Origin of the sequence: Ralstonia sp. GX3-BWBA, from assembly GCF_003290055.1 — a bacterium.
Classification (GTDB): domain Bacteria; phylum Pseudomonadota; class Gammaproteobacteria; order Burkholderiales; family Burkholderiaceae; genus Ralstonia; species Ralstonia holmesii.
In genome coordinates, this window is sequence record NZ_QMKS01000012.1 from 73,715 (window position 1) to 85,766 (window position 12,052).

10 protein-coding genes are annotated in these 12,052 nt (G+C 66.2%); 6 read left to right on the plus strand and 4 right to left on the minus strand.

The annotated features are described in order from the left end of the window. Nucleotides 1–3: 3 nt before the first annotated feature. Entirely contained in the window at nt 4–852 is an 849-nt protein-coding gene (locus tag DOD19_RS14640) for a lysophospholipid acyltransferase family protein (protein WP_112186240.1), read from the minus strand. A 239-nt stretch (nt 853–1,091) separates the two neighbouring features. Here DOD19_RS14640 and metK point away from each other — a divergent pair, with 239 nt between their 5' ends. After that, a complete protein-coding gene (metK, locus tag DOD19_RS14645; protein ID WP_112186242.1) occupies nt 1,092–2,282 on the plus strand; it encodes a methionine adenosyltransferase in 1,191 nt (396 codons plus the stop codon). 62 nt (nt 2,283–2,344) lie between these two features. On the opposite strand, the gene DOD19_RS14650 is transcribed toward metK, so the two are convergent. Continuing rightward, entirely contained in the window at nt 2,345–2,857 is a 513-nt protein-coding gene (locus DOD19_RS14650) for a hypothetical protein (RefSeq protein ID WP_024976957.1), read from the minus strand. A 243-nt stretch (nt 2,858–3,100) separates the two neighbouring features. Between DOD19_RS14650 and DOD19_RS14655 the strand changes: the two genes are divergently transcribed. Continuing rightward, the gene (locus DOD19_RS14655; protein WP_204360066.1) at nt 3,101–3,982 is read left to right on the plus strand and encodes an AraC family transcriptional regulator; all 882 of its coding nucleotides are present in this window, start codon (nt 3,101–3,103) and stop codon (nt 3,980–3,982) included. A 4-nt stretch (nt 3,983–3,986) separates the two neighbouring features. Here DOD19_RS14655 and DOD19_RS14660 read toward each other — a convergent pair whose 3' ends face one another. After that, nucleotides 3,987–5,978 carry a phosphatase PAP2 family protein gene (locus DOD19_RS14660; RefSeq protein WP_112186244.1) on the minus strand — a complete coding sequence of 664 codons (1,992 nt, stop codon included), beginning with the start codon at nt 5,976–5,978 and terminating at the stop codon, nt 3,987–3,989. 233 nt (nt 5,979–6,211) lie between these two features. Between DOD19_RS14660 and DOD19_RS14665 the strand changes: the two genes are divergently transcribed. Next, nucleotides 6,212–7,360 carry an HPP family protein gene (locus DOD19_RS14665; RefSeq protein ID WP_112186246.1) on the plus strand — a complete coding sequence of 383 codons (1,149 nt, stop codon included), beginning with the start codon at nt 6,212–6,214 and terminating at the stop codon, nt 7,358–7,360. Nucleotides 7,361–7,372: 12 nt separating this feature from the next. Here the strand turns inward: DOD19_RS14665 and DOD19_RS14670 are convergent, their stop codons facing one another. Further along, on the minus strand, nt 7,373–7,987 hold the full coding sequence (locus tag DOD19_RS14670; protein WP_112186248.1) for a glutathione S-transferase: 615 nt from the start codon (nt 7,985–7,987) through the stop codon (nt 7,373–7,375). Between the two features lie 241 nt (nt 7,988–8,228). Here DOD19_RS14670 and DOD19_RS14675 point away from each other — a divergent pair, with 241 nt between their 5' ends. From DOD19_RS14675 to DOD19_RS14685, 3 genes are all read left to right on the plus strand, one after another. Next, nucleotides 8,229–10,427, plus strand: a complete 2,199-nt coding sequence (locus DOD19_RS14675; RefSeq protein WP_112186250.1) for a response regulator — start codon at nt 8,229–8,231, stop codon at nt 10,425–10,427. Between the two features lie 71 nt (nt 10,428–10,498). Continuing rightward, a complete protein-coding gene (locus tag DOD19_RS14680; protein ID WP_112186251.1) occupies nt 10,499–11,407 on the plus strand; it encodes an RNA polymerase sigma-70 factor in 909 nt (302 codons plus the stop codon). Between the two features lie 139 nt (nt 11,408–11,546). Beyond that, nucleotides 11,547–12,017, plus strand: coding sequence for a carboxymuconolactone decarboxylase family protein (locus DOD19_RS14685; protein ID WP_024976964.1), 471 nt, complete (start codon nt 11,547–11,549; stop codon nt 12,015–12,017). Nucleotides 12,018–12,052: the final 35 nt, after the last annotated feature.

The following is a 12,052-nucleotide window of genomic DNA, read 5'->3' on the forward strand; positions in this document are numbered from 1 at the left end:
GTATCAGGCAGCGGGCGGAGCGTCCGCGCCCTTGGGATGCTTGTAGCGGTTATAGCCCCAGAGATATTGCGTCGGCGCCACGGCAATCAACTGTTCGATGGCGGCATTGATGAGGGTGGCAGCTTGCGTGGCGTCTTCGGGCAGATCGCCGAGCTCATGCATGTGCAAGCGATAGCCGGCGCCGCGCGGCAGCCGTTCGGCAAACAGTGCCACGACGGGCGCACCTGTCAGCCGATGCAAACGGTGCACCAGCGTCATCGTATAGGCAGGCTTGCCGAAGAACGGCGCCCATACACCTTCGCCGCCGGTGGGCGTCTGGTCGGGCAGGATGCCAACGGCCTCGCCGCGCTTGAGTGCACGCACCAGCATGCGCACGCCGCGCGGATCAGCCGGGGCCATGTGCATGTTAGGCCCCTTGCGCATGTTCTCGATCCAGGTGCGCAGGCTCTCCTTGCGCGGCGGCTTGAACAGCGATGTGACCGGATGCTCGCGCGCATAGGCCTGCGGCAAGACCTCGAAGCAGCCCAAATGCGGCGTGAGGAAGATCAGGCCGCGCCCATCTGCAAGCGCGCGCTCAACAGCTTCTCGGCAAACGTCGAACAGGTACGGAGCAACGTCCGCCCCGTTCTTGCGCACCCAGAAGTACGGCATCTCGAACACCATCCGTCCGGCAGAGCGCCCCGCCTCTTTGAGCATGGCGGGCGTGACGTCGGGATAGGCGTGGCGGAAGTTGGCGATGAGCCGGTCGCGATAGCGGCCAGGCACCTTGGCGGCCAACGCTCCCAGCCAGCCGCCCAGCGCCTGCAGCACTGACAGAGGCAGGCGAGAAAACAGCCAGTAGAGGAAGGTCATGCGTGCGTACGCTGCAATGTGTTGGTCGCAGTCGACAGGGGAACAGGGTCTTGGCAGGCCTTGCTGCGGCCCCGAAAAGTGCCGCGTATAATAGCGCGATTCGCCGAGTTAACTGACAACTTGCGGGGCGAATCCTTGCTTGGCCACAAACCTCGGCAAGGTTGCTAAATACCGCTAAAGCGTCGCCGGCCGTGGCTTAACGGATTGGCAACGTGATAGCCAATCTGGAGCTAACAGCCGTGTCAAACGACTTCCTCTTCACCTCGGAGTCGGTCTCCGAGGGCCATCCCGACAAGGTCGCCGACCAGATTTCCGACGCCATCCTGGACGCCATCCTCGCCCAGGACAAATATGCGCGCGTCGCGGCAGAAACGCTGTGCAACACCGGCCTGGTGGTGCTGGCGGGTGAAATCACCACGACGGCCAATGTCGACTACATCCACGTTGCGCGCGAAACCATCAAGCGCATCGGCTACGACAACACCGAATACGGCATCGACTACAAGGGCTGTGCCGTCCTCGTCGCTTACGACAAGCAATCGCCCGACATCGCCAAGGGCGTCGACCGCGCATCGGACGATTACCTGAACCAGGGCGCCGGCGACCAGGGTCTGATGTTCGGCTACGCGTGCGATGAAACGCCCGAGCTGATGCCCTTCCCGATCTACTACGCACACCGTCTGGTCGAGCGCCAGTCGCAACTGCGCCGCGACGGCCGCCTGCCCTGGCTGCGCCCGGACGCCAAGTCGCAGGTGACGGTGCGCTATGTGGATGGCAAGCCGCACAGCGTGGATACCGTGGTGCTGTCCACCCAGCACGCGCCGGAGATGTCACAAGAGGCCATCCGCGAAGCCGTGATCGAAGAGATCATCAAGCCGGTGCTGCCCTCGCACATGCTGGCTGATACCAAATACCTGGTGAACCCGACCGGCCGCTTCGTCATCGGCGGCCCGCAAGGCGACTGCGGCCTGACCGGCCGCAAGATCATCGTCGATACGTACGGTGGCGCGGCCCCGCACGGCGGCGGCGCGTTCTCGGGCAAGGACCCGTCGAAGGTCGACCGTTCGGCCGCCTATGCCGCGCGCTACGTGGCCAAGAACGTGGTGGCCGCCGGCCTGGCGCGCCAGTGCCAGGTGCAGGTGAGCTACGCGATTGGCGTGGCACGCCCGATCAACATCACGGTGTACACGGAAGGCACGGGCGTGATCCCGGACGAGCAGATCGCCAAGCTCGTCCAGGAGCATTTCGACCTGCGCCCGAAGGGCATCGTGCAGATGCTGGACCTGCTGCGCCCGATCTACGAAAAGACCGCCGCGTACGGCCACTTCGGCCGCGAAGAACCGGAGTTCAGCTGGGAAGCCACCGACAAGGCCCTGCTGCTGCGCGAAGCAGCTGGCCTGGCAGGTGAGCCGGCCAAGGCGCTTGCCTGAGCCAGCGCTCGCATCAAAGAAAACCGCCCTCCGGGGCGGTTTTTGTTGGGCGCTACGCTCGCTCATTGATGCGTAACACGGAAAGCCGTCCACTCCCGCGATTTGGCATAGCGCGACTGAATGCCCTGGCGCAATTCGGCGCTGCTGGCGTACTGGAACAGCCCGTTCTCGATGTCATAGAACAAGTGCCGGCCGGCGCGCGTGTCGACTGCCATTGCATGCGTTTCATCGGCAATCCAATACACGCCGGGCGTGCCGACCACCGTATCCAGCATGGTACCCAGCGCGACATCGTCCGCCACGCGCGTGCCGTTCAGCTCCAGGTTGTGCAGCAGGTTCAGCACGTCCTGCCCATTGCCGTTCGGATCCCAGCGATATTTGACCTGCAGAATGCCGGCGCGCAGCTTGCTCGGGTCGGAATCCTTGGGTGCGATCGCAGCGTCCAGCGTGTTCTTGCACCAGAGCGCGCTGGCGGCTGCGCACCAGCCCAGGCGGCGTTCGGTGTCGGTACCGCCGCCCTCCGTCTGCAGGCTCGAATAGTTGTTGTGCGATGTGTAGAGCGTCTGTTCTGCCATGATGTGGCCTCGTCATCCATGAGCGTGAAGTACCGGCATGCGCGCCGGCGCACCGCAAGGAAACGCCCCCACGGCAAGACCCACTCTAGGGACGCCAATGCAGCGCCGGTATGCGCCGCACGTGCCCAACCACGCCCCATGGCGGGCGGCACGGGCCCAAGATCACGGCAGGCAATTGCGCAATTTCGATCAGGCGCAGCAAGCCTGCCGGCGATACCGTATCGCCACCCAGGAGCCACCGCATTGACCACCGCCACCGACCGCTACCTCGCCCGCTTCCGCGCCGTGCTTGCACACATCGACGCGCATCTGGAAGACACGCTGGACGTGGACGCACTGGCCGAGGTGGCCGCGTTTTCCAGGTACCACTTTCACCGCCAGTTTTCGTTGCTGTTCGGCATGAACGTCGGGCGCTATGTGCAGTTGCTGCGCCTGAAGCGCGCCGCGCATCAACTCGCCTATCGCGACGATGCGCGGATCACCGACATCGCGCTGGCGTGCGGATACGAAGGGCCGGAAGCATTTGCGCGGGCGTTCCGCAGGCAGGCGGGGCAGTCGCCGTCGGCATTTCGGGCGGCGCCGCAGTGGGCGTCCTGGGCCACCGATCTACAGGCGCTGCGCGCCCTCAGGAGCCAACACATGCCCGCACAACCGCAACCCCATTCCGTCGAGATCGTCGAACGCGAAGCCGTGCCCGTCGGGGCCATCGCGCACCGCGGCGATCCCGCGCGCCTGGGCCAGACCATCCGCACGTTCATCGCTTGGCGCCGCGAGCATCGGCTGCACCCCAGCGTTTCGGCCACGTACAACATCGTCTACGACAACCCCGACGATGTGCCGCCCGAGGCGTTCCGCATGGACATCTGCGCGGCCACGCCCGCACCGGTTGCGCCCAATGAAACGGGCGTGGTGGCCAAAACGCTGGCAGGCGGCCGCTACGCCGTGCTGCGCCACACGGGCTCTGACGATACGCTCGGCCAGAGCGTTGCGTACCTGTATGCCGATTGGCTGCCCGCCAGCGGCGAGGAATTGCGCGACGCGCCGTTGCTGTTCCAGCGCGTGCGCTTCTACCCCGATGTGCCCGAGCACGAAGCCGTGACGGACGTGCTGCTGCCGCTCAGGTAAGCGATCAGGCGTCCAGGTGGATCTGGATGCCGGTGGCCGTATAGATGGCCGTGGCCTTGAAGCCATCCACAACCACCGACGAGAACTGGCGGTTGCTGCCCGCGCCATCCACCACGGCGATGGTGTCGCCCACCTTGGGCGTGTAGCCGTTCACGAACTTCACGTGCAGTGTGCCGCCGGCAATCGTGGTGAGGCCCGCCACGCTCAGCTTGCCCTGACCGTTCGGGCCGATGGCCAGATCCAGCGTGGTGCCCTGCAGTTGCGTGAACTTGCCCGCAATGGCCACCGCCGCCGGCGCCTTGACGGCCAGCGTACCGGCGCCCACGTACACATCGCCCGTGCCGAACGCGTTGGCCGAATCGGCTTCCAGCACGCCACCCGCGACCTGCGTGCCGCCGGTGTAGGTGTTGGCGCCGGCCAGACGCAACGTGCCGCTGCCTTGTAGCGAGAGCTTGCCTGCGCCGGAGATGGCGTTGCGCCACGTATCGGCCGCGTTGAAACCGCCCTGCGTTGCATCCATCGACACGATCACGTTGCCGTTGAACGCGCCATAGCCGTCCGCGGCAGCGAACAGGTTGAGGCGGCCCCAACCTTCAGCGTCGTCGAGCACGGGGTAGCCGGAAGCCAGCTCCGTCGTCTTGAGCACCACGCGGCGCTGGTCGGCACTCAGGTACGGGAAGCGCGTTTCCAGCAGCACCTCGGCGCCCTTGGGCACCACCGGCGCCAGCGTCGTCGCGCCGATCTGCGTGAAGCCAAAGGTCATGCGGCGCGTGAAATTGGCCTGGTTGGTGGCGTAGTCGGCAAAGCGGTCGGTGGCGACCGTGCCGGACTGGGCAAGCGCCGGGAAGCTGGTGGCATCCGTGCCCGTCTGCGCCATCAGAGCGGTGTGCGCCTGCGAGAAGGCCGCCGCCTTGAGCGTGGCATTGGCCGGGTCCGCCAGGTTGGCTGCGGCCGCAGCGATGCCGATCATGCGGCCGGACATCACGTCCAGCGGCGAATGCATGCCGGCCAGGATGCGGTTCTCGCCCAGCTCCATCCCGCGCGCCACGATCTGCTGGAAGCGTTCAGGCACCAGATACGCCATCGCCACGGTATCGCGCACGGCTTCGGCCGAGTGGCCGCTGATGAAGCCGCCGTCGGTCGTGGGCGTCGGGCTCTCGGCCGGCACCAGCGTCGGCACGACAACCACGCTGCTGCTCCAGCGGTATGGCCGCGCATATTTGTAGAAACGCTTGGACGGCTCGGTGGAAGCGTTGTTGCCCACCGTGTTGATCAGGTCGACGACCTTGCCGAAGGCGGTATTGCCGCCCGAGGTGCCCACGCCCGTGTTGTTGCCGCTGTCGTTGTAGAGCACCGTGGTCGCATCGGCCGGCACGGTGGTGATGGACGTGGTCTGCTGCGCCAGCGCGCGCCACGCGGTGGTCAGCGGCCCCATGCCGTCGCTCACGCTGTAGCCCTTGCCGCGGCGGTCGTCAAAGTACGCTGCGTCGGCCTGGGCCTGCGTGCGGTTGGTGGTGGCGTTCACCACGTACTGAACGTTTGCGTTCAAGACCGGCAGGTTGAGCTGCGTGCCGCCGGCCGTGCCGTCATTGGGCAGGCCCGTCCACGTGGACGCGACCACCGCCGGGAACGAACCATTGGCCGGCGCGCTCACCCCCGCATCCACGATTTCCGTGAGCGGCTGCCACAGGTCGAGAAAACGCGTGAACAGGCGCACACCGGCGTTGGTGCCGAGCGTGGCGTAGCGCGCATCGCCGCGTTGGTTGGTGGCGATGTTGTCGACGAACGCCGGTACGCCAGTGGCCACCGCCGCCGTGTCGACAAAGCCCGGGTCTGCCGGCGGCGCGGGAATGGCCTGGGTGGTGGCAACTGGCGTGCCATTGTTGGGCGTGTCATCACCGCCGCCGCACGCCGTAAGCGCGAGGGCGCCGAACAGCGCAACGAGGCTGGAGCAAAGACGCGGGCGGGAAAATGCAGGGCGAGCGGTGAAGGACATGGTGCGACGGGCTTGCAACCCGAAGAGAGCGCTGGAAAGCCCAGCAGTCTCGGCACGCGCCGTGAAACAACGGTGACGTTTCGTTGACAAATCGGCGCGATCTTTGCCCCTCATTGGGGCATTCCGCGTCATGACAGCGCTGACAGCGCGTTATGTCACAGAGTGATACAATCGCTGGCTGCACTCTTTGACTTTGGTGAAGCCTGGTCCGGGCAATCGCCGTCCCGTCGACCATGTCCGCATCACCTCTGCATCCCGCCCTGCGCCGCTGGCTCCACAGCTTCATTCCTGCACCCGTGACGGTGCGCTGGAGCGAGCGCGTCCGTTCCGCCGTTGGCGCACTCGTCGGCATCCTCTTTACCGGCACGATGATGAAGATGGTGCCGGGCGCTGCCACGCTGATCCCGCTGCTGGTCGCGCCAATGGGCGCCTCGGCCGTGCTGCTGTTTGCGGTGCCGGCCAGTCCGCTCGCGCAGCCGTGGTCGATCATCGGCGGCAACCTGGTGGCGGCCACCGTGGGCGTGACGTTCGCGCTGCTGGTGGATGATCCGGTGATTGCGTCTGCGCTGGCCATCTCGGCGGCCATTGCTGGCATGTTTGCGCTGCGCTGTGTGCACCCGCCCTCGGGCGCAGTGGCACTCACCGCCGTGATTGGCGGCCCGGCCGTGCATGCGCTGGGCTATCGCTTCGTGCTGGAGCCGATCTTGATTCAGTCAGCGCTGCTGCTGGTGGGCGCGCTGGTGTACCACGCGGCCACGGGCCACCGGTATCCGCACGCGCAACGCCTGCCTGCGGCTGAACGCCCGCCCACGACGGCCGGCTTCACCCGCGCCGACATCGTCGCCGCGCTGCGCCGCCAGAGCGAGCTGCTCGACATTGACCCCGAAGACATCGAGGCCGTGCTGCGCGAGATGCAGCTCCAGGCCTACACCCGCACGTTCCAGGCGCTCACCTGCGCCGACATCATGACCACGCCGGTGGTCACGGTCTCGGCCGGCACGTCGATCCCCCGCGCGCTGCAACTGCTGCGTCAGCATGGCTTCAAGGCACTGCCGGTGGTGGACGAAGGACGGCGCGTGGTGGGGATCGTCACGCGCGTCGACCTGCTCGGCCTGGCGCCGGCAGACATGCGCCAGACGCTGCGCCGCTGGTTCAGCATTGGCGCGCTCACGCCGCCGCGCGTGGCCGATCACATGAAAACGCGCGTGCAGACCATCGCAGCCACTGCGCCCATGTCGGATCTTGTGCCGATGTTTGCCAGCGCCGGCCACCACCACATTCCGGTGCTGGATACCGATGGCCGACTGGCCGGCATCGTCACGGAATCGGACTTGGTGGGCGGGCTGTACCGTCAGGCCCACATCGAGCCGCAGGTGGCCTGAACTGAACTGCCATCAAGCCGCATCCATCGGCAACTCACGAAAGACGCCAAGCTGTTCCGCCGCCACCGAATACGCCACCAGGCGCGGGTAGTCCGCCGCCGGCACGCGATCCGGCACCATCAGCTGGATGAAAGCCCAGGCCACGGCCACCGTGACGCCGGCCTGCGTCAGCTCACCTGCGTCCACGGGTAGCGGCGCATCCTTCCACTCCGCTTCCAGCGCTTCCAGCGCCGCCAGCAATTGGCCGTGCACGCGCTCGACCCACGGCCCGTGCACTTTCTCGGTCGGGCGCAGGTTGTGTTCATAGACGATCTGCACCGCCTTCTCGCATGCGGCCAGCGCCAGGCCGATCACGCGCAACGCGTGCTGGCGTTCTGCAATGGCGGCTGGCATCAGGCTGCGGCCCGCCAGCGCTTCTGCGTAATCGATGATGAGCGTGGAGTCGATCAGCACGGTGCCGTCGTCGCACACCAGGGTGGGCGCCTTGACGACTGGGTTGATGGCGCGGAACTGGTCGAAATGCCGGAAGACGGACACCGACGCGTGCTCGAACGGCAGCCCGAGCAGCTTGAGCGAAATGGCCGTGCGGCGCACGTACGGGGAATCAAGCATGCCGATCAACTTCATGAAAACTCCTGACGAGTGTGGGCGTGTGGTGGTGGAAAAACTCCGGTGCGAAGCGCGCGGCTGCGCGGGCACGGATGCACATGATAGACAGCCAGCGCGAAGCGTGCCGGACGCCTCAGGCACGTTTTCTGCGTGCGAAATGTCACTTTGAGCCGTCTGATGCCGACGCCGGCCGGCCTCCCCATTTTCTAGAATGACCGCGACTCGGCCGCATTGTGCTGCCCGCCACAGAGGAGACCTTATGCCGTTTCTCGCGCATCACCATGACTGCCTCGGGTGGAAGGGTGAGATGGCGCAGCGCGTGCTGGCATTCGATTGGGCCGCCACCCAGTTGGGCCCGATCCAGGACTGGCCGAGCAGCCTGCACGCCGCGGTGCAAATGGTGCTGGCATCGCCCGTGCCGCTGGTCATGATGTGGGAACGCCACGGCTACATGATCTACAACGACGCCTACGCCGAATTCGCCGGCGGGCGTCATCCCTATCTTCTTGGTTGCCCGGTGGAACTCGGCTGGCCCGAAGTGGCGGACTTCAACCGGCACGTCATGGATGTCTGCCTGGGTGGCGGCACGCTGTCGTACCGGGACAAGGAACTCGTCCTGCTGCGCAACGGCCGCCCGGAAGATGTGTGGATGGATCTCTACTACAGCCCGCTGCCCGACGACCACGGCCGCCCGGCGGGTGTGCTGGCCATCGTGGTGGAAACCACCGAGCGCGTGCAGACCGAGCGCGAGCGACAAGCCGCCGAACAGGCGCTGCGCCAGTTGACCGAAACGCTGGAGCAGCGCGTGGCCGATGCGCTGTCTGCCCGCGCTGAAGTGGAAGCGCAATTGCGCCAGGCTCAAAAGATGGAAGCCATCGGCAACCTGACCGGCGGCGTGGCACACGACTTCAACAACGTCCTCCAGGTGATTGCCGGCAACCTGCAGTTGCTTTCGGTGGAAGCGCCGGGCAACACGCGCGTGCAGCATCGGATTGCCGCAGCCACGCGGGCCGTGCAGCGTGGCGCCACGCTAGCCGCGCAATTGCTTGCCTTTGCGCGTCGCCAGCAGCTCTCTCCGGCGGTCGTCAACCCGACGCGGCTGGTCCAGGGCATGAGCGAGATGCTGCACCGCGCGCTGGGTGAAGCCATCAAGGTGGAAACGCGCTTGGCCGACGACTTGTGGAACGTGCAGGCCGACCGCAACCAGCTCGAGAACGCGCTGCTGAACCTCGCCATCAACGCACGCGATGCCATGCGCGGTGGCGGCATGCTGACCATCGCCGCCAACAACGTCACGCTCGGCAACAGACAAGCGCACGGGCGCGATCAGCCCGCCCCCGGCGACTACCTCGTCTTCTCTGTCACCGACACCGGCGTGGGCATGCCGCCCGAAGTGGTCGAACACGTCTTCGAGCCCTTCTTCACCACCAAGCCCGACGGCCACGGCACGGGGCTGGGGCTGAGCATGGTGTTCGGCTTCGTCAAGCAGAGCGGCGGGCATATCGCCATCGACAGCACGGTTGGCCAGGGCACCACGGTGCAGCTCTACTTCCCACGCTGCACAGAGGCGGTTCCGGACGATGCCGTCGAGCTGCGCGACACCATCGTCACGCCCATGGGCGGGCGCGAGACCATCCTCGTGGTGGAAGACGATACCGACGTGCGCCTGACCGCCGTCGACATGCTGAGCCAGCTCGGTTACCGCGTGCTCACGGCAGCCAACGGCGAGGCCGCTCTCGAACTCATGAACAGCGACACGCCCATCGACCTGTTGTTTACCGACGTGATCATGCCGGGCTCCATCAAGGGCGGCGAACTGTCGATACGCGCCGCGCAACGCGTGCCGCCCCTGCCGGTACTGCTCGTCTCGGGCTACACGCGTGACGAGGTGCTGCACGACGGCCGGCTACCGCCCGGCGTGACGCTGCTCGGCAAGCCCTACCGACGTGACGACCTGGCGCGCATGGTGCGCAACGTGCTCACTGCCAGCCGCACCGCGCAGGCCCACGCGCAATCGGCATCGCCATCGGTAGGCCATGCCGTGGCGACGGACGTGTCACAACCACCTACGGTGCTGCTGGTGGAAGACGACACCGCCTCGCGCGAAGCCATGCAGGAGGTGCTCACCGCCTTTGGCCTGCAATGCATGGCCGCCGCCAATGCCGAAGACGCCCTTGTCCTTGCCCGCGCGCACCCCGTTCACGTGCTGCTGACCGACCTCACCCTGCCCGGCCAATCCGGCGCGGACCTCGCCCGCACGCTGCTGCGCCTGCAGCCGCAGATGGACGTGCTGCTGATGTCCGGCTACGGCACGGAGGCCGAGATTGGAGAGCCCATTGCCGGCGCACGCCTGCTCGGCAAGCCCATCGACCTGTTGACGCTGCGGCAGGCGCTGGTGCCCTGGCTAAGCGCCAGCATAAGTGCGGCCGACACGCAGGATGTGACGAACGCCGCATAATCGCAGCGCACTGTCACAAACGATCGCGCCCGCCCGTCTAGGGAGCATCATCCCTAGACGACACGCCCGCCATGACCAAGCCCAGCCCCGACCACACCCTCCGCGCCGACAGCGAAGACACGACCTTCACCGCCGCCCGGCCCCGCCTCTTTGCGATTGCCTATCGCATGCTCGGCAGCCGGGCTGACGCGGAAGACGTGCTGCAAGACGCCTGGATGCGCTGGCACCAGACCGATCAGACCGCATTGCAATCGGCCGAGGCGTGGCTCGTGACGGTGGTCACCCGCCTGTCGATCGACCGCCTGCGCGCCGTCAAGACCGAGCGCGAAGCGTACGTCGGCTGGTGGCTGCCCGAGCCCCTGGTCGAACCGGAATCTGCAGCACCCACGCCCGAGGCCGCCGTGGAACTGGCGGGCGATTTGTCGATGGCCCTGCTGTGGGTGCTGGAGCGCCTGTCGCCCGAGGAGCGCGCGGCGTTTCTGATGCGCCAGGTGTTCGACCAGGACTACGCAGAGATTGCCGCCCTGTTGGGCAAAACTGAAGCCGCGTGCCGGCAGATGGTGCACCGCGCATCCGACCGCGTGCAGCAAGAACGCCCGCGCTTTGATGTCGCGCCGGATGCGCATCGGGATTTGCTGGAGCGCTTTGCCGAAGCCTCACGCACGGGCCAACGCGACGCCATCCGCGCGCTGCTGGCAGACGACGCGCAACTGGTGGGCGACGGCGGCGGCAAGGTGCCTTCTTTCATGCGCATCATTCAAGACGCCGGCCAGATCACCAAGATCTACTGCGAGCTGGTGCGCGCCATGGGCGAGGTCCGCTACGTGCACGCCCGCGTGAATGGCGAACCCGGCCTGCTGCGCTACGTCAACGGCACGCTGGAATCGGCCCAGTCGTTCGTCATCGAAAACGGCCGCATCGTGGCCATCTACGTGGTGCGCAATCCGGACAAGCTGGCGCACATCGGCACTGCCGCATAAAAGAAAGCGAAGCATTTTTTTGGCCGGCTGTCACAACCCGGCTGCGCGGGGCGTCTTAAAGGTATGGAGCGACGCAAGGCACCAACGCAACGCCTGCCCCTGCTCCTGGTCACCAACCCAAACCCTTTAGGAGCCTCTCATGTCGCAAGCCCCCCGCATCGCTTACTTCCAACTCGCACCGAAGGCGTTCAACAACCTGCTGAACCTGTCGAACGGCCTGCGCCGCGACTTGCTGGGCGCCAGGCTGGTCGACCTCGTGCTGCTGCGCGTGTCGCAAATCAACGGCTGCGCCTTCTGCATCGACATGCACTGGAGCGACCTCATCAAGATGGGCGAAGACCCGCGCCACCTGAACGCCGTGGCCGGCTGGCGCGAGGCCCCGTTCTTTACCGAACGCGAGCGCGCCGCCCTACGCTGGGCCGAGCTGGTCACCAACACCCCGCACAGCGATGCCAGCGACGAAGAGTTCGCCGGGCTGCGCGAGCACTTCAGCGATGAAGAGATCGCCGAGCTGAGCTTTGTGATCGTCACCATCAACAGTTGGAACCTGCTGAACGTGAGCCTGCGCAACCCGGTGCCGCTGAAGGCGCCCTATGTTGCGGCGGCGTAACAGGTACAGCGAGAAACCGCGCCAGTACGACGATC

What these genes read in the sequence shown, in the direction of transcription:
- DOD19_RS14665 (WP_112186246.1), top strand. Translation starts at nt 6,212, where the DNA reads ATGTCCGCATCACCTCTGCATCCCGCCCTGCGCCGCTGGCTCCACAGC.
- DOD19_RS14670 (WP_112186248.1), bottom strand. Translation starts at nt 7,987, where the DNA reads ATGAAGTTGATCGGCATGCTTGATTCCCCGTACGTGCGCCGCACGGCC.
- DOD19_RS14640 (WP_112186240.1), bottom strand. Translation starts at nt 852, where the DNA reads ATGACCTTCCTCTACTGGCTGTTTTCTCGCCTGCCTCTGTCAGTGCTG.
- DOD19_RS14685 (WP_024976964.1), top strand. Translation starts at nt 11,547, where the DNA reads ATGTCGCAAGCCCCCCGCATCGCTTACTTCCAACTCGCACCGAAGGCG.
- DOD19_RS14660 (WP_112186244.1), bottom strand. Translation starts at nt 5,978, where the DNA reads ATGTCCTTCACCGCTCGCCCTGCATTTTCCCGCCCGCGTCTTTGCTCC.
- DOD19_RS14650 (WP_024976957.1), bottom strand. Translation starts at nt 2,857, where the DNA reads ATGGCAGAACAGACGCTCTACACATCGCACAACAACTATTCGAGCCTG.
- DOD19_RS14675 (WP_112186250.1), top strand. Translation starts at nt 8,229, where the DNA reads ATGCCGTTTCTCGCGCATCACCATGACTGCCTCGGGTGGAAGGGTGAG.
- DOD19_RS14680 (WP_112186251.1), top strand. Translation starts at nt 10,499, where the DNA reads ATGACCAAGCCCAGCCCCGACCACACCCTCCGCGCCGACAGCGAAGAC.